This window comes from Pseudomonas sp. ADAK18 (assembly GCF_012935695.1).
Taxonomy (GTDB): Bacteria; Pseudomonadota; Gammaproteobacteria; order Pseudomonadales; family Pseudomonadaceae; genus Aquipseudomonas.
Map to the genome: position 1 here is coordinate 3390267 of NZ_CP052859.1, position 18265 is coordinate 3408531.

Genomic DNA, 18265 nt, shown 5'->3' on the forward strand with positions numbered 1-18265 from the left:
CGAGCTCTAAACCCGGACAAGAAGCGGCGTCAGAGTTGGTCGCGTGCGATGCCGCTGCGAATCCGCAAGATATCCGCCAGTACGGCAAGGGCGATTTCCGCCGGCGTCTTGCTGCCCAGGTTCAGACCAATTGGCGCGTGGATCCGCGCCAATTGCGCCTCACTCAAGCCACCGGTCCTGCGCAACCGCTCAAAGCGCTTTTGCGATGTCTGCATTGACCCCATCACACCGATGTAAAACGCTTCGGTGCGCACCGCTTCCATCATCGCCAGATCGTCGATGCGCGGATCGTGAGTGAGCGCCACCACCGCCGTATCACGGTGACAGCCACCGCCTTCGATAAACACCGACGGCAACTGACGGCGAATCTCCACGTTGTTCAGCACCACACCTTCCAGCACCTCATCGCGGGGATCGCAAAGTATCACCTCGAAACCCAAGCCTACGGCAAACTCCGCACAGGCTTGGGCAACGCTGGAGTATCCGGCCAACAGCAGACGCTGAGCCGCCCCGACCCGAACGCGCACCCGATCGATCTCACGCTCGATACGCACGCCCTGCTCCGCATCAGCGAACAGGCTGCGCGCACCGCTGGCCAAATCAATCTCGCGAATCAACCGGCGCTGCCCCAGCAACGCGGACTCAAGCTCCCGCAGGTGTGCCTGCACCGCGCAATCAGCCTCCAGCCTCTCCACGAGCACATCAAGTATGCCGCCGCAGGGCAAACTCCCCCTGGAACGCGGGTCATCGCCCTCGCCATAGCGAACCACGTTGACCGCCTCCGGAAACGCGCCCTCAGCGACTCGCGCCAGAAAGTCTTCCTCGACACAGCCACCGGACAGCGAACCAATCCACTGCCCTTCAGCGTTCACCGCCAACAGCGAACCCGGCGCGCGAGGCGCCGAGCCGTAGGTCGCAAGCACGGTACACAGCCAAACACACTGCCCGGCCATCGACCACTCCAGTGCCCGCCGCATCACTTGCAGATCGAGATGCTGCATATCAGTGCGCCTTATGCTCGACCGGCGGCGCGTCAGCTTGCAGCTTTTGCACATCGCTGACTGTCAGCTCCGCCGACTGCCCACCCCAACCTTGCCGCAGGTAGTTGAGCAGGTCCGTCAGTTGCTCAGGGCTGAGTTTTTCCGCAAACCCCGGCATCGGCTGCATGCGCTCGAACCCGACAAAGGCCTGTTCGCCGATCCCATCCTCAATCACTCGCAACAGATTTCGCGGATCTTCCAGGCGCAACGTGGTGTTACCGCGCATGGCCACCGCGATGTGCGGCTTACCCTCGCCGCCCGGTGCGTGGCAACCGGCACAGACGTTCAGGTAATCCTGACGACCGCGCTGGGCGCTGGCGCCCATCTTGTCCAGCGGCACTTCGGCCAGCACCTTCGCCGCCGGTGGTTGATCACCGAGCAGGAACGTCGCCATAGCAGCCAGGTCCGGGTCATTGAGGCCTTGGGTGCTGTTATGGAACACCGGGAACATCTCGTTGAACATCGTGCCCTGGGCGCTCATGCCGTGCTTGAGGAACGAACTCAAGTCCTGATGATTCCAGCCGCGAGCCGCCAGGTCATTGGCCAGCAAACTCGGCGCCAGGTAGCCGTTGAGCAGGCCGCCCGTCAGGCGCTTGTCTTGCTGCATCGCGCCGGGCAAGCCGCGCGGGGTGTGGCATTCGCCGCAGTGGCCGAGCACTTCGACCATGTACTGGCCGCGCGTGAAGGCTTCACTTTTGCCCTCGGTGGGCGCCAGTTTCACGTCCTTGCCGTAGAGCATGTTCCAACCCATCAAGCCCAGGCGCACGTTGAACGGAAAGCTCAGGCTGGTGACAGGTGCCGCGCGCTCGATGGGCGCGACGGTTTTCAGGTACGCGTGAATCGCGTCCGAGTCCTCACGAGGCATCAGGTGATACGAGGTGTAGGGCATCGCCGGGTACAGGTTCGCGCCATCCCGACGCTTGCCTTCGGTGAGTGCAGCGAAGAATTCGTCATCGTTGTACAAACCAATCCCGTGTTCTTTACTCGGGGTGATATTGGTGCCGTAGATCGTGCCGAACGGCGAAACAATCGGCAGGCCACCCGCATACGGCGCGCCACCCGGTGCGGTGTGGCAAGCCATGCAGTCGGCAGCCCGAGCGAGGTATTCGCCACGCTTGACCTGATCATCCGCGTGAGCCAGCAACACCGGCGCAGCCAAGCCAACCGCCAACGCCAGGCAAGAAAGTAGATGCTTCATGCTTAACCCTCCTTGACCAGGCCGAGATCGGTCAGCACGTTGCGGGTCGCGCTGTAGTAACGCACGTACCCGGTGCAGCGGCAGATGTGGTGACCGAGGCTGTCCTCGATGACTTTTTCCAGCTGACTTTTAACGATGGGCTGGCGCTGAAGTTTTTCCACCAACACCGTCGCGGCGTTGACGAAACCTGGCGCGCAGTAGCTGCACTGGAACGCAAACTCATCGACGAAACGCTGCTGGATCGGGTTCAGTTCGGTGACCTTGCCCTGCTCATCGCGGGTCGCGTGGCCTTCGATGGTCCGTACTTTCTTGCCCTCGAAGTAATGCGCGCCAGTGATACAGGTGCGCACTTCCTCGCTGGTGCCATCCGGGTTATCGACGATCACCACACAGGCGTGGCAGATGCCTTGGCCACAGCCCAAACGCGAGCCGGTCAGGTTTTTGTATTCGTGCAGGTAGTCGATCATCGGCAGGTCATCAGGGATGTCCACCGGGCCGACGGATTGACCGTTGAGGGTCAGTTGAAACGGGCGGTTAGCCATTGAGGGCCTCCTTGATGCGCGCAGAAGTGATAGGCAGGTCGCGAACACGCTTGCCGATGGCGTGGGCCACGGCGTTACCGATGGCGCCGACGATCGGGATCATCACCACTTCGGCAATGCCCTTGGACGGGTCACTCGGCGACAGCGGCGGCAGGATCTCAGCCGTCTGATTCCAGACCGCAACGTGCCGGGCCATCGGCAAGCGGTAACGGTTGAAGTTCCAGTCACCCTCCCCCGGCCCGCCTTCGTACAGCGGCATCTCTTCCATCAACGCATGGCCGATGCCCATGGCGATCCCGCCTTCGAGCTGACCCTTGACCAACTCTTCCACCAGCACCCGACCGCACTCGACCCACGAGTGATGGTTGAGCACTTGCACTTCGGCCGAGCCCTTGTTCACTTTCAATTCCACCAGCGTCGCGACCGGGCTGTAGTAAGTCACCGCCGCGTTGTTCAACTGGGTATCCGGGTAGCGGACGTTCTGACGGTCCAGCAGATGGAAACCGGCGCTGGTCATCTGCGCCTTTTTCGCATTCGGCGCACCATCGCCGTACTTCACTGCCAAGCCATCCAGCGGCAGACGTTCGCGCACGCCGTCGATGCTGAAGTCGGCCTCCGCCCAGCTCCAGCGGTTGAAGCCATGCACGGTTGCGCCGGTCACCAGGCCTTTTTCGTGGGCGTGTTTCGCCAGTTGCTCAAAGCTCAGCGGCTGCATGCCGTTGGCGGTGAGTTTGCCGTCGACCCAATGCGCATCTTCGCGGCGCACCACATAAGGATTGGCCTGGCCGCCGTAAGGACCTTGGCCCCAGATCTGCAGTGCCGACGGCCACAAGCCGTGATTGAACAGCACACGCGCCGCTTCACGGGTGGCGTGACTGAAGTAATAAGCGGAGTTGGTCGCCGACGAGGCCGACGCCAGTTTGCCGACCCAGCGAGGATTACGCAGAAAGCCGTCTTGTTCAGCCTGACTCATGATGTACGGGTTGCCGCCAGTGATCAGTTGCAACTCTTTCCATTCGGTTTCGCCGGTCTTCACTTCAGTCGCCGGGATGCCGATGAAATCAGCCACCACCAAAGCTTGCGAGGTGGACATGCCAGTGCCGATTTCGATGCCGATATGGCGCAGGGTCACGTGCCCTTCAGCGGTGAATTCGATGCTGGCCATCGGCGCTTCGGAACCGGTACCGAAGTCTTTCTGACAAATGGCAAAGCCGACGCCGTACCAGTTGTCCGGGTCTGCGGCTTCGCGCTGCTGCTTGATCGCCTCGCGGTTCTTCCAGACTTCGTGGACGGCGGCCTTGTCGAGAATCTCATGCAGGCGCAACGCACCCGCCGGAATAGCGCCTTGGGTGTTTTTCGTCCCCGAGACCATGGCGTTTTTCTTGCGCAGGTCGATCGCATCGATACCCAGGCGAGCGGCAATTTCGTCGACCATCATCTCGGTGGACGCCATGCTTTGCAGGGTGCCATAACCGCGCATAGACCCGGCTTCAACGCCGCGAGAATAGTAGGCCGTGACCTGCAAATCGTTCTGCGGCATGTAATAGATCGACTGCGCCGCCGTAGCGCCAACCGCCGCCACCGAAGGGCTGTAGTTGATCCGTCCGCCGCCGTCGGCACTCATCTCGGCGCGGAAAATCTTGAAGCTGTGATCGGTCTTGTCCACCGCCAATTGGTAGCGAATGTCGAACGAGTGGCGCTTGATACCACTCTGGAATTGCTCGTAGCGATCATTGGCCAAGCGTACCGGCACACCGGCACCGTACAACGCGGCCAGGGCGGCGTAGTAGACGAAGATGTTGTGGTCTTTGGAGCCATAGCCGACGGTGTAGCCCGGGTGCATGTTCAGATTGGCCAGGCCGAAACGCGACGGCGCGATCATCTTCGCGGTTTCGGTGGCGGCCTCCAGCGGGCACTGGGTGGCGACGACAAAGTGCAGGGTCTTGGTTGCCGGGTCGTACCAACCGTTGCCGTTATCCGGCTCCATGGCGGCCGGTTCAATCGACGGGGTTTTGTAGCGTTCGTCGAACACCAGCCAATTGTCTGGGGGCGAGTCGATTTGCTGCTTCATGCGGTCTGCGTAGAACAATCCGCGCTCGGTCAGGTTGCCGTGCAGGTTGGGCTGGGAATTCCACACCGGGCGACGGTTGCGCAGCATCGGGAACAGGATCGAATCCTTGAGGCTCGCAAACTCATCCTCGTCCGCCGAGGTCGCACCGCCGACGCGCACGTAGCGGAAACTGCCATAGGGATCAGCTTCGTAGAACGGCACCTGGGCGCCGTAACGAATCGCCTTGTCATTGAATTTGAGCTTGGCCTTGGCCTGGCGAAAACGCTCGAAGTCGTTCCAGATCAAAATCGCCACCGGGTGCCCGATGAACATCGGCACCTTGCCTTCCGGCAGTAGCGGGTCAGGCGCGTGCTCCTCCGGGAAGACGATGCCGTCCTTGTCCAGGTCGGCGGCGGTGACGATGCGGTCAGGCTGCAAGTCGGCGCCGAGCCACGACAGGTCGTAGCCTGCGTAGATGCGATCGGCTTTGGTGATTTTCAGCAGCATGGCGTGGCCCTGCTGCTGGGGCCAGTCCGGCATGTCCTTGGAACGGATGTCGCGGGCAAAGACTTTGCTGCCGCAAACCTTGGACAAAGCATCGTTGCGCATACGCGCCTTGCCGTTGTTGCCGAGCCATTGCTCGGACGGCACGGTGACGCTGTTTTCCATCAAGGCCGCCAGCGCTTGGCTGCTGAGCGGAGTGAGCGTCACGCTCACTCCCGCCACTACGCCGCCCTGGAGGAACGAACGTCGGGATATATCACGGTTGGACATGGATCATCCTCCGGACGGTTATGAGTCCGCCCTTGTGGTTATGTTTTTAATATTTTCGGGTCTTGCAGAGGCTTTTTTTGGGAGAGGCAAGGAGGCGACAGCCAAAAGCTGACCAAGAGGTTAATTTTATAGGTTTCTGTCAGCGTACGAAACCACTTGTTACAAAACCTCCCAGCCACACATAAACCAACGGATACGACCCGACAGCCGCTGATAGACCGCACGTGGAGAGCCTGATTAGAAATTGAGCGTAGTCGACAGCAGCCAGACAGGCCGCATGGAAAGGAGAGAAACACCAAATCGCAGACACAAAAAACCCCGGTCTTTCGACCAGGGTCTTTGCTATCGATCCAATCAAGCCAGTGGCTTTCCTTGGCGTCTCAGGGCCTTCAGTGGACCCTGGAACAGATATGGCGCAGCGGACGGGACTCGAACCCGCGACCCCCGGCGTGACAGGCCGGTATTCTAACCGACTGAACTACCGCTGCGTATCGCTCAGACTTGCGTCTGCTTGAACCTTCAGGACTTGCTGAAGTGTCACCTTCAACCGCCTTCAAACATCTGACTGATCAACCTTGGTTGCTCAATCTCAAATCTGACACATCAGACTTGGAAATATGGCGCAGCGGACGGGACTCGAACCCGCGACCCCCGGCGTGACAGGCCGGTATTCTAACCGACTGAACTACCGCTGCGCGTCGGTGCAACCTTTAACGTTGCGTCTTGCCCTAAGGCAAAACTCTCAAGAAGTGGTGGGTGATGACGGGATCGAACCGCCGACCCTCTGCTTGTAAGGCAGATGCTCTCCCAGCTGAGCTAATCACCCTTTGCTTCGTTGAGGCCGCGAAATTTACGCAGATGGCGGACCTAAGTCAATAGCCCGCTTGAAGTTTTTCTGAAAAAGACAAAATAGCGTCAAGAACGTCGCCGCCCTTACTCGCTGTAAATCATCTTCTTGCTCATCCCGCCGTCCACCACAAACTCCTGCCCCGTGACAAACCCGGCATTGCGCGACAACAACCACGCCACCATCGCCGCCACGTCCTCCACGGTCCCTACCCTGCCCGCCGGGTGCTGAGCATGATCGGCGTCCGTCAGCGGCTCGGCACGACGTGCAGCAGGGTCACGGGCATCGATCCAGCCAGGGCTGACGGCATTGACCCGCACCTCTGGCCCCAGACTGATGGCCAGCGCGTGAGTCAGGGCCAATAAACCGCCCTTGCTCGCCGCGTAGGCTTCGGTGTCCGGCTCCGACTGGCGGGCCCGGGTCGATGCCAGATTGACGATGGCACCGCCATGGGCCCGCAGGTACGGCGCACAATGCTTGGCCAGCAACATCGGCCCACTGAGATTGACCGCCATGACCCGGTTCCAGTACGCAAGGTCCAAGCTTTCCAGGGTAATGTTGCGCGGATCCGCCACCGCCGCATTGCACACCAATGCATCCAGGCGCCCGAACTGGCCGAGCACTTCGGCAACCCCGAGGGCCACCTGCTGCTCATCGGCCACGTCCATGGTGATAAACCAGGCGCTCTCCCCCAGCACCTTGGAGACCTTGGAGCCGCGCTCGCGATCCAGGTCCGCCAGCACCACCTGCCAGCCTTCACTGACCAGCCAGGCCGCGATACCCAGGCCGATGCCCCGCGCTGCGCCAGTCACCAGCGCAACCCGACCGTTACTTGCCCCTGCCGCTTCCATGGACCACTCGATCACAAGGCTGCCAACCCGCGGGCCAGGTCTGCCTGCAAGTCAGCCACATCTTCCAGACCGACCGCGATACGAATCAGGCTGTCACGAATGCCCGCAGCTTCCCGCTCCTGCGGCGCCAGGCGCCCATGGGAGGTGGTGCTTGGGTGGGTGATGGTGGTTTTGCTGTCCCCCAGGTTGGCGGTAATGGAAATCAACCGGGTCGCATCGATAAAGCGCCAGGCGCCCTCTTTGCCGCCCTTGACCTCGAAACTCACCACCGCGCCAAAACCACGTTGCTGGCGCTGGGCCAACTCATGTTGCGGGTGGCTCTTGAGACCAGCGTAATGGACCTTCTCGATACCCTCCTGCTGCTCCAGCCATTCGGCCAGCGCCTGGGCGTTGGCACAATGGGCCTTCATCCGCAGGCTGAGGGTTTCCAGGCCCTTGAGGAAGATCCAGGCATTGAACGGGCTGAGGGTTGGGCCAGCGGTGCGCAAGAAGCCCACCACTTCCTTCATCTGCTCGCTTGCCCCCGCAACCACACCGCCCATGCAACGGCCTTGGCCGTCGATGAACTTGGTGGCCGAGTGCACGACGATGTCTGCACCCAGTTTCAGCGGCTGCTGCAGGGCCGGGGTGCAGAAGCAGTTGTCCACCACCAGCATCGCGCCTTTGGCATGGGCCACTTCGGCCAACGCGGCGATGTCCACCAATTCAGCCAGCGGGTTGGACGGCGACTCGACAAACAGCAGCTTGGTATTAGCCTTGATCGCCGCGTCCCAGCCGGCCAGCTCAGCCAGTGGCACGTAGTCCACTTCAATACCAAAACGCTTGAAGTACTTCTCGAACAGGCTGATGGTCGAGCCAAACACGCTACGGGACACCAACACGTGGTCGCCAGCACTGCACAGGCTCATCACCACCGCAAGGATGGCAGCCATGCCCGTTGCAGTAGCAACGGCTTGCTCTGCCCCCTCAAGCGCCGCGATACGCTCTTCGAACGCCCGCACAGTGGGGTTGGTGTAGCGTGAATAGACGTTGCCCGGTACTTCACCGGCAAAGCGCGCCGCAGCATCGGCTGCGGTACGGAAAACATAGCTGGAAGTGAAGAACATCGGATCACCGTGTTCGCCTTCCGGTGTGCGGTGCTGGCCAGCGCGCACAGCCAGGGTATCGAAAGCTACGCCATCGAGGTCGCTGTCCAACCGACCGGCATCCCATTCCTGACTCATGCTGCCACTCCTCAACTCAATGCTTTATCAAAGATACAAAACCGGCCCCTCAGGGCCGGTATTTACTCAGTTGTTATACAGATCGATGATCGCGCTGACCGCCTGGGTCTTGATCTTCGAGGAGTCGTTACGTGCCTGCTCGATCTTATTCAGGTAGGCCTCGTCGACATCCCCGGTCACGTACTTGCCGTCGAATACGGCGCAGTCGAACTGTTCGATCTTGATCTTGCCGCCGCCGACCGCTTCGATCAAGTCCGGCAGGTCCTGATAGATCAGCCAATCGGCGCCGATCAGGTCCGCAACGTCCTGGGTAGAACGATTGTGGGCGATCAGTTCGTGAGCGCTCGGCATGTCGATGCCGTAGACGTTCGGGTAACGCACCGCCGGCGCAGCGGAGCAGAAGTACACATTCTTCGCCCCCGCTTCACGGGCCATCTGGATGATTTGCTTGCAAGTGGTGCCACGCACGATGGAATCATCCACCAGCATTACGTTCTTGCCGCGAAACTCCAGCTCGATGGCGTTGAGCTTCTGACGTACCGACTTCTTGCGGGCCGCCTGGCCCGGCATGATGAAGGTGCGGCCGATGTAACGGTTCTTGACGAAACCTTCGCGGAACTTGACGCCCAAATGGTTGGCCAATTCCAGGGCTGCGGTGCGGCTGGTATCCGGAATCGGGATGACCACGTCGATATCGTGCTCAGGACGCTCGCGCAGGATCTTCTCGGCCAGCTTCTCGCCCATGCGCAGGCGCGCCTTGTACACCGAAACGCCGTCGATGATCGAATCCGGACGCGCCAGGTAGACGTGCTCGAAGATGCACGGGGTGAGTGTCGGGTTAAGGGCACACTGACGGGTGTGCAGCTTGCCGTCTTCAGTGATGTACACCGCTTCGCCCGGCGCCAGGTCACGGATCAGGGTGAAGCCCAGTACGTCCAGGGACACGCTTTCGGAGGCGATCATGTATTCAACGCCTTCGTCGGTGTGACGCTGGCCGAAAACGATCGGACGAATACCATGTGGGTCGCGGAAGCCGACGATACCGTAGCCGGTGATCATCGCCACAACGGCATAACCACCGACGCAACGGTTATGAACGTCAGTGACCGCGGCGAACACGTCTTCTTCAGTAGGCTGCAGCTTGCCGCGCTGGGCCAGCTCGTGAGCGAACACGTTCAGCAGGACTTCGGAGTCCGAGTTGGTGTTGACGTGGCGCAGGTCAGATTCGTAGATCTCCTTGGCCAATTGTTCAACATTGGTCAGGTTACCGTTATGCGCCAGGGTGATGCCGTAAGGCGAGTTGACGTAAAACGGCTGAGCTTCGGCCGAGGTCGAGCTGCCTGCCGTCGGGTAGCGTACATGGCCAATGCCCATGTGGCCGACCAGGCGCTGCATGTGACGCTGATGGAACACGTCACGTACCAGGCCATTGTCCTTGCGCAGGAATAACCGGCCGTCGTGGCTGGTCACAATACCGGCAGCATCCTGGCCGCGGTGCTGGAGCACGGTTAGCGCGTCATACAGCGCCTGATTGACGTTCGACTTACCGACGATACCGACGATGCCACACATGCGACGCAACCCCTACTTAATGAATCTTGACTGAACACAACTTACTGCGGCGTTTTGGCCGGCAAGAGATGTTCCTTGAACGGAAGATCAGCGGGTACGCTGATTCCGCTGGCCAGCCACTGACTGCTCCACCCCAATATGAGGTTCTTGGACCAGTCTGCAACCAATAGAAATTTTGGCACGAGACTCGACTCCTGCCACCACGAATCCTGCTGTACCGGCCCCAGGCTCAATAGCCCGACCGCCACGACCACCAGCAACGCACCCCGTGCGGCACCGAAGGCCATGCCGAGAAATCGATCGGTCCCGGAGAGGCCGGTGACGCGTATCAATTCGCCGATAAGATAATTGACCATTGCTCCCACCAGCAGCGTGGCGATGAACATGATGGCGCAGCCCGCGATGACACGAGCCGAAGGTGTTTCGATGTACCCGGCGAGGTAAACAGCCAATGAACCACCGAACATCCAGGCTACAACCCCTGCGACGATCCAAGTCAGCAACGATAGAGCTTCTTTAACGAAGCCGCGGCTTAGACTGATCAAAGCGGAGATGGCGACGATTGCAACGATCGCCCAGTCAACCCAGGTAAATGGCACAGTGCAGCCTACAGACGGATAAGGCGGCGCATTTTAGCAGAGCGCTGGGCTATCGGTAAGCTGTGATTAGCAGTGCATTTGAAATCAATGGGATAGCAGAAAAGAATAAGGCGGGAAGGTTACCCTTCCCGCCTCGTTTTCAACCCTTCTCCGGCTGGAACCGCACTACAAACCCCTTGAGGTTCTGCTGGCGACCCAGCAGGTCCCGCAAGCGGTCAGCCTCGGCCCGCTCGATCAGCGGCCCGACAAATACCCGGTTCTTGCCATCGGCACTACGGATATAGGCGTTGTAACCCTGACTGCGCAGGGTCTTCTGCAGGCTTTCGGCGCTTTCACGATTAGCCAAGCTGGCAAGCTGGACCGACCAACTGATCGGCAAACCATTGGGATCAATACGACTCTGCCCGACATCCGGCTTGCCAGGTGCCGCCGGCTGCGGAACCACTGGCTTGGGCGCAGGCGCCGGCACAGCAGGTTTGACCACAACGGCAGGGGCCGCTGGAGCCGGCTTCACCACAGGAGCGCTCGGCTGCACCGGCATTGACGGTGCTTGCTGCTCGGCCAGCTCTTCGTCAGTAGGCACCGGTTCCTGAGGCAGTGCTTGCGGCTCAGGAACTACCACGGGCTCAACCTGAACCTGAGGCACCACAGGTGCTTGAGGTGCAGCCGGCGCCTCGACGACCACCTGACGCTGCTCGTCCTGCCGGGAAAACAGCATGGGCAGGAAAATCACGGCCAGTGCCACCAGAACCAGGGCTCCGACCATTCGCTGCTTGTACGCGCTATCCAGTAATGCCATGTGCAGCTTCCTCCGTGGAGCGCCGGGCCAACCATTCAAGCGCCTCGGCAACACAATAAAATGATCCGAACAACAGAATCTCATCCTCGGGCGTCGCCACCGCGCACTGAGCCTCCAGCGCTTCGGTCACGCTTGCATAGGACGCCACCTGGGCACCAAGGTTCTGCAATGCAGCCTGCAACTCGGACGCCGGTCGACTGCGAGGCGTATCCAGCGGTGCAACGGCCCAAGCCTGAACATTGCCCAGCAACGGCGCAACAACACCTTCCAGGTCCTTATCGGACAACAGCCCGAACACCGCCAGGCGACGACCGACAGGCGGTGTACGCAACAGGCGCTGGGCCAGATATTCAGCCGCATGAGGATTATGCCCCACATCCAGCATCAGGTTCAGGCGCTTGCCATTCCACTGGAACGCACGCCGATCCAGACGCCCAACCACACGGGTACCTTGCAAGGTAGCGGCAATCTGCTCGGCATTCCAGGGCAAATCCAGCAACAGGTAGGCTTGCAGCGCGAGCGCGGCGTTTTCCATCGGCAGGTTGAGCAGCGGCAAGTCGCGCAGTTCAACCGTCTGACCACGAGCGTCAAGCCCGCGCCATTGCCAATGCTGGTCACCCATCTCGAGATTGAAATCACGACCACGCAGGAAGAATGGACAGTCCAGCTCCAACACCTTATCCAGCAAGGTATGCGGCGGGTCGAGGTCGCCGCACAGCGCAGGTTTGCCCTGACGGAAGATCCCGGCCTTTTCATAAGCCACGGACTCACGTGTATCGCCAAGATAGTCCACGTGATCGACACCAATGCTGGTGACCAGCGCCAGGTCGGCATCCACCACATTGACCGTATCCAGACGCCCACCGAGACCGACTTCGAGCACCACCACGTCCAACTGCGCACGCTCGAACAGCCAGAGCGCCGCCAACGTGCCCATTTCAAAGTAGGTCAGGGAGATCTCGCCACGCCCGGCATCGAGCGCGGCGAAGGCTTCGCAGAGCTGCTCATCAGTGGCTTCGTCACCATTGAGTTGCACACGCTCGTTGTAGCGCAGCAAATGCGGCGAATTGTAGACGCCGACTTTCAATCCCTGGGCTTGCAGCAAGGCCGCGACAAAAGCGCAGGTAGAACCCTTGCCGTTGGTACCTGTGACCGTGATCACCTGCGGCGCTGGCCTGCCCAACCCAAGGCGGGTCGCTACCTGTTGCGAGCGCTCCAGGCCCATGTCGATGGCGGACGGATGCAACTGCTCAAGGTAGGCGAGCCATTCGCCCAGGGTACGTTGGGTCATAGGTTTGCAGGCACCGGAGGCACGACAATCAGCTCGACAGGAGCAGGCACGTATTCAGGCGTCGGCAGACCCATCATTTGCGCCAGCAGGTTACCCAGGCGTGGACGCAATTCGGAACGGGCGATGATCATGTCGATCGCGCCATGCTCCAGGAGGAATTCGCTGCGCTGGAAACCTTCCGGCAGTTTTTCGCGAACGGTTTGCTCGATCACGCGCGGGCCAGCGAAGCCGATCAGAGCCTTGGGCTCACCGACAATCACGTCGCCCAGCATCGCCAGGCTGGCGGAAACGCCGCCGTAGACCGGGTCAGTCAGCACGGAGATGAACGGGATGCCTTCTTCACGCAGACGCGCCAATACCGCCGAGGTCTTGGCCATTTGCATCAGGGAGATCAGGGCTTCCTGCATCCGCGCACCGCCGGAAGCGGCGAAGCAGATCATCGGGCAGCGGTTTTCCAGAGCGTAGTTGGCAGCGCGTACGAAGCGCTCACCAACGATGGCGCCCATGGAACCGCCCATGAAGGAAAACTCGAACGCAGAAACCACGACCGGCATGCCCAGCAGCTTGCCGCTGATGGAAATCAGTGCGTCCTTCTCACCGGTCTGCTTCTGCGCAGCGGTCAGGCGGTCCTTGTACTTCTTGCCGTCGCGGAACTTCAAGCGGTCGACCGGCTCCAGGTCGGCACCCAATTCGGCACGGCCATCGGCATCGAGGAAGATATCAATGCGGGCGCGGGCGCCAATACGCATGTGGTGATTGCACTTGGGGCAAACGTCCAGGGTCTTTTCCAGCTCCGGACGGTACAGCACCGCGTCGCAAGACGGGCACTTGTGCCAAAGACCTTCAGGGACCGAGCTTTTCTTCACCTCGGAACGCATGATCGAGGGGATCAGTTTGTCTACTAACCAGTTGCTCATGCTTTCTTTCTCCAGTACCGGTGGCTTGAACACAGCCCCGCGTATGCCCTTGAGCTAAATTCATATGTAGCGATGACAGATCCAGGACGGGGTCAGACGTTCGACCGGCCATTTCCTGCATCTGTCCTCAGCCTTCCAGACAACCTGCCAGCGCAGCGTTGCCACTTCATTTCCAGGCCGCCCACAGGCGGCGCCGAGCTGTTTTACACAGTGGTAGTTATGGACGGCGGCAGATTGCCCGCCGTCACATCGTGCCACTGCTGTTGCGAACCGCCTGCATGAATGCACGAATCTTCGCGTGATCCTTGATGCCCTTGCTCTGCTCTACCCCACCACTGACGTCCACGGCATACGGCCTGACGCGGGCAATCGCCTGCGCGACGTTATCAGGAGACAGCCCGCCGGCAAGGATGATCGGCTTGCTCAACCCTTCGGGAATCAACGACCAGTCGAACGCCTCGCCCGTACCGCCGGGAACCCCTTCCACATAGGTATCCAGCAGAATCCCGCTGGCCCCGGCGAATGCCGCGCAACCGGCCGCAATATCATCACCTGCCTTGACCCGCAGCGCCTTGATGTAAGGACGGTGATAGCCCTCACAATCGTCCGGCGTCTCGTCACCATGGAACTGCAGCATATCCAACTGCACCGCATCGAGGGTTTCATTGAGTTCGCAGCGACTGGCGTTGACGAACAGCCCCACGGTGGTCACAAATGGCGGCAAGGCGGCAATGATCGCCCGCGCCTGCTGCACACTCACCGCCCGTGGGCTTTTGGCGTAAAACACAAAACCGATCGCATCCGCCCCCGCCTCGACCGCCGCCAACGCGTCTTCTATGCGGGTAATCCCACAAATCTTGCTGCGAACGGCTGGCATATCGTTGGAACCTCAGGGGTTATCCGAGAAAGTCCCGGATGGTAACAAATGCTTTTCCGGGCGTCAGCCGCCAAGTTCGCTGAAACCTGTGAGGAAGTGCGGCCCGATGAAGCGTTCCGGCAACTCGAACTCGTCCCGGTACTCTACATCCACCAGGTACAGACCGAACGGATGCGCGGTCACTCCGCCGGTGCGACGTACCCGGCTCTCCAGCACTTCCTTGGCCCACTCCACCGGGCGCTCGCCGGTACCAATGGTCATCAGCACGCCGGCGATATTGCGCACCATGTGGTGCAGGAACGCCCCGGCGCGAATATCGAGGACGATCATCTTGCCGTGACGGGTCACGCGCAGGTGGTGGACTTCCTTGATCGGCGACTTGGCCTGGCATTGGCCGGCTCGAAACGCGCTGAAATCATGGACCCCCACCAAATGCTGAGCCGCTTGCGCCATGCGCTCGGCGTCCAGCGGACGGTGATTCCAGGTGATTTCTTCATTCAGGTGCGCCGGGCGAATCTGATCGTTGTAGATCACATAGCGGTAGCGCCGGGCAATGGCCTTGAACCGCGCGTGAAAGTCCGCAGGCATGACCTTGGCCCAACTGACGCTGACGTCGTGGGGCAAATTGATATTGGCGCCCATCACCCAGGCCTTCATCGAGCGCTCGGCCTGGGTATCGAAGTGCACCACTTGCCCACAAGCATGCACACCGGCATCGGTACGCCCGGCACACATCAGCGAAACCGGCGAGTCGGCGACTTTCGACAGGGCCTTCTCGAGGGTTTCCTGCACCGTCGGCACGCCAGACGCCTGGCGCTGCCAGCCGCGATAGCGCGAGCCTTTGTATTCCACGCCCAGCGCGATTCTGAAAAAGCCTGCGGCCGCCATTTCGGCGGCCGCGTTATCTATATTTGCCAAGAGCTGAGAGCCTGATGAGTTGCGCAAAGGCGGCCATTATAAGGCGACGGGAGCTGGATGCCATGTGCGGGCTACTTTTCTTCGCCCCCAGAAAGCAAAACGGCAGCCCGAAGGCCGCCGTTTTTAGTGCAAGTGATCCTATCAAGCCAACCGGCTGAGCATTTCCTTGGCTTCACTCTTTTGACCGGCATCCCCCTCGCTGAGCACCTCTCCCAGGATATCCCGGGCGCCATCAGCGTCACCCATATCGATATAGGCCTGAGCCAGATCCAGCTTGGTGGCCACTTCGTCGGTGCCGGAGAGGAAATCGAAATCCGGCTCATCATGACCCACCGCCGCGTCTTCAGCCGTGAAGGTCGGCTCGATCGGTGGATGCTCAAGGCTCTGGGACAGACGACCCAACTCGGCGTTGACGTCATCAAGCTCCGAGGAGAACGCGTTCGGCTTGGGCGCCTCGGACACGTCCGGCTCGTCGGCCAGGGACAGATCGAAATCTTCCGGCAAGTCCAAGTCATCCAGCGCGGCAGGCGTCAGGGTTGGCGGCTCGACCGGCGGCAGGTCCTTCATTTGCTCTTCAAGGCCCGACATGAAGTCGTCATCGGCCTGAGAAGACGGAGGATCAAGCTGCAGGTCCAGGTCGAAATCCGACAAGTCGCCCTGGCTGGTCTTGGGCTCGGTCTGTCGCTGCAAGACCGACTCAAAACTCAGGTCATCCGACGCCGGGTTAACAACCGCTGGAGAGGCGGCCTCAAGATCGTCCAGGCTGAGGTCGAAATCCGTGTCAAAGGCGTCCGCATCAGGTGCTGCGGCGGGTGGAGCAGGTTCGTCCTTAAGCAGGTCCTTGACGTATTGCGCATCCAGCGCCGCCGCCGCGACGGCAGCGCTAACTCCGGCAGCCAGTACGGCCATGGTCGGGAAACGGCCTTTCAGTTGCTCGACCTGTGCGTGATTTTCACCATTGGCGACCAGTTGCCGCTCCTGGGTGACGAACCCGTCCTTGTCACCCTGCTGGCCATAGACTTCCATCAATTTGAGCCGCAGGTCGCTGCGCGTGGGCTCTTGTTTGATGGCTTCTTCCAGGACTTCAGCGGCCTGATTCAAATGACCACGATCAATATGGGACTGGGCTTGCGCCATGGCATCGGCCGGACGCTCGGCGGCGACCGGCGCCACTGGTTCGATCACTGGAGCAATGACCGGCGCCACGACTGGAGCTGGAGCTGGAGCTGGAGCCAGCTTGACGTTAGGCGGCGGGACTTCAAGGCCTTCGAAACTATCGGACGGCAAATCATGCTCAGCGCTCGGGGAGAACGCCGGCTCTTCGGCCAGCGCTCGCGCCATGCGCAGGTGCTTTTCCTGCTCCAGGCGGGCGTTGCGATGACGGGCCCACAACAGCAGGAGCAACAGCACCAGCAAACCGGCCGCACCACCGACCACGCCCAGCACGATGGGGTTGGTCAGCAGGTCATTGAACTTGCCTTCGGCAGTCGGGGCCGTGTCAGTCTTGGGAGGTTCGGCTGGCGCAGCGGCTGGCGTTGCCTCGGCCGCAGGAGCGGCGCCCGGCGTTGCCGGTTGTGCAGCCAATTCAGCAGGCATCGTGGCAACAGGTTGCGCCGTGACACCACCTTCACCTTGCAACTTGGCCAGTTGATTGTTCTTGAGCTCGATCAGCCGCTGCAGCTTGTCCAACTGACTTTGCAGGTCAGCCATGCGGCTCTTCAGTTCTTCATTCTCGCGGCGGGTCGAATCCAGGCTTTCCTGGGTCACCGCCAGCTTGTTGTTCAAGGCCTTGCCGTCACCGGCAGCACCTTTCACCCCGGCCTTGGCGGCTTCGGCCGACACCAGGCTCAAGTTGTCCTGGGTACGGGTCTGGGACGGTGCATTACCTACCTGAGTGCGTTTGGTGGCATCCAGTTGCGATTTCCCCGCAACCGGGTTGCCGCTGCGGCGCCCCTGGCGCCAGGCGGTATTCTGCGCGGTCACTTCGGCAATCGCCTGGGATTGCGGCAGGCTGGTGCTCTGTACCGAGTCCGGCAGACGCAAGACCTGGCCGGTCTTCAGTCGGTTGATATTACCGTCGATAAACGCATCCGGGTTCAGCGCCTGGATGGCCAGCATGGTTTGCTGGACCGATGCGCCATTACGGTTTTTTGCGGCGATTTCCCACAAAGTGTCGTGGGACGTCGTAGTGTGTTCGGCGGACTTGCTGACTGCGGGGGCGGAAGCCGCAGGCGCACTCAGTCGCGGTGCAGGAGCATCCGGTGCCGAGGGGGTTTGCTCAAACTTGGCCGGATCAAGCAACACGCTGTAGTCGCGCATCAACCGACCATTAGGCCATTGCACCTGCAGTAGGAAGCGTACGTAGGAATCAGGCAACGGCTTGCTGGAGGTAACACGCACCATGCTGCGACCGTTGGGATTGAGCACCGGGGTAAAGGTCAGGTCATCGAGAAAAGCCTGACGATCAACGCCGGCATCCACAAAGGCCTGGGAGGAAGCTAGGCTGGGAACGATCTCGGAAGCGCTCAGGCCCCCGACATCCAGCAACTCGATCTCCACCGACAGCGGCTGGTTCAGCTTCGACTTGAGGGTCATCTCCCCAAGTTGCAGCGCTTGCGCCATACCGGAGGACAGCGCCGAGGCGGCCGCTATTGCTAACACCAGTTTGCGAACTTGAACCATAGCCTCATCCTTAGTTTGAACACTCCCCGCCCGGCGAGAAGGTTGGATACCGCTGCCATAAGGCATGGCACGCCGATCGATCACC

Annotated in this window: 14 protein-coding genes and 3 tRNA genes; all 17 read right to left on the reverse strand. The window is 60.7% G+C overall.

The genetic code is table 11. The annotated features are described in order from the left end of the window. Positions 1–29: 29 nt before the first annotated feature. The 17 genes from HKK55_RS15230 to HKK55_RS15310 all read right to left on the reverse strand — a co-directional run bounded on the left by HKK55_RS15230 (position 30) and on the right by HKK55_RS15310 (position 18180). Positions 30–1001, reverse strand: coding sequence for an XdhC family protein (locus tag HKK55_RS15230; protein WP_169355438.1), 972 nt, complete (start codon positions 999–1001; stop codon positions 30–32). 1 nt (position 1002) lies between these two features. Continuing rightward, positions 1003–2238 (reverse strand): cytochrome c, encoded by a 1236-nt coding sequence (locus tag HKK55_RS15235; RefSeq protein WP_169355439.1) that lies wholly within the window; start codon positions 2236–2238, stop codon positions 1003–1005. Positions 2239–2240: 2 nt separating this feature from the next. Then, positions 2241–2780 (reverse strand): (2Fe-2S)-binding protein, encoded by a 540-nt coding sequence (locus tag HKK55_RS15240; protein ID WP_123403637.1) that lies wholly within the window; start codon positions 2778–2780, stop codon positions 2241–2243. Next, positions 2773–5604, reverse strand: coding sequence for a xanthine dehydrogenase family protein molybdopterin-binding subunit (locus HKK55_RS15245; protein ID WP_169355440.1), 2832 nt, complete (start codon positions 5602–5604; stop codon positions 2773–2775). The genes HKK55_RS15240 and HKK55_RS15245 overlap by 8 nt, the downstream gene beginning before the upstream one ends. Positions 5605–6015: 411 nt before the next feature. Next, positions 6016–6092: transfer RNA gene (locus HKK55_RS15250), tRNA-Asp, on the reverse strand. A gap of 130 nt (positions 6093–6222) precedes the next feature. After that, a tRNA-Asp gene (locus HKK55_RS15255) sits at positions 6223–6299 on the reverse strand. Positions 6300–6354: 55 nt separating this feature from the next. Then, a tRNA-Val gene (locus HKK55_RS15260) sits at positions 6355–6430 on the reverse strand. 107 nt (positions 6431–6537) lie between these two features. Continuing rightward, entirely contained in the window at positions 6538–7302 is a 765-nt protein-coding gene (locus HKK55_RS15265) for an SDR family oxidoreductase (RefSeq protein WP_169355441.1), read from the reverse strand. Between the two features lie 11 nt (positions 7303–7313). Next, a complete protein-coding gene (locus tag HKK55_RS15270) occupies positions 7314–8525 on the reverse strand; it encodes an O-succinylhomoserine sulfhydrylase (protein WP_169355442.1) in 1212 nt (403 codons plus the stop codon). 66 nt (positions 8526–8591) lie between these two features. After that, positions 8592–10097, reverse strand: coding sequence for an amidophosphoribosyltransferase (purF, locus tag HKK55_RS15275; RefSeq protein WP_169355443.1), 1506 nt, complete (start codon positions 10095–10097; stop codon positions 8592–8594). 41 nt (positions 10098–10138) lie between these two features. After that, positions 10139–10696 carry a CvpA family protein gene (locus HKK55_RS15280; RefSeq protein WP_169355444.1) on the reverse strand — a complete coding sequence of 186 codons (558 nt, stop codon included), beginning with the start codon at positions 10694–10696 and terminating at the stop codon, positions 10139–10141. 139 nt (positions 10697–10835) lie between these two features. Beyond that, on the reverse strand, positions 10836–11495 hold the full coding sequence (locus tag HKK55_RS15285) for an SPOR domain-containing protein (RefSeq protein WP_169355445.1): 660 nt from the start codon (positions 11493–11495) through the stop codon (positions 10836–10838). Beyond that, positions 11479–12786, reverse strand: coding sequence for a bifunctional tetrahydrofolate synthase/dihydrofolate synthase (gene folC, locus HKK55_RS15290; RefSeq protein ID WP_169355446.1), 1308 nt, complete (start codon positions 12784–12786; stop codon positions 11479–11481). Before folC ends, HKK55_RS15285 begins: the two co-directional genes overlap by 17 nt. Beyond that, positions 12783–13703, reverse strand: a complete 921-nt coding sequence (accD, locus tag HKK55_RS15295) for an acetyl-CoA carboxylase, carboxyltransferase subunit beta (protein WP_169355447.1) — start codon at positions 13701–13703, stop codon at positions 12783–12785. The genes folC and accD overlap by 4 nt, the downstream gene beginning before the upstream one ends. Before the next feature lie 244 nt (positions 13704–13947). Next, the gene (locus tag HKK55_RS15300; protein WP_169355448.1) at positions 13948–14580 is read right to left on the reverse strand and encodes a phosphoribosylanthranilate isomerase; all 633 of its coding nucleotides are present in this window, start codon (positions 14578–14580) and stop codon (positions 13948–13950) included. A 63-nt stretch (positions 14581–14643) separates the two neighbouring features. Beyond that, positions 14644–15468, reverse strand: a complete 825-nt coding sequence (gene truA, locus HKK55_RS15305; RefSeq protein WP_169357877.1) for a tRNA pseudouridine(38-40) synthase TruA — start codon at positions 15466–15468, stop codon at positions 14644–14646. 171 nt (positions 15469–15639) lie between these two features. After that, entirely contained in the window at positions 15640–18180 is a 2541-nt protein-coding gene (locus HKK55_RS15310) for a FimV family protein (RefSeq protein WP_169355449.1), read from the reverse strand. Positions 18181–18265: the final 85 nt, after the last annotated feature.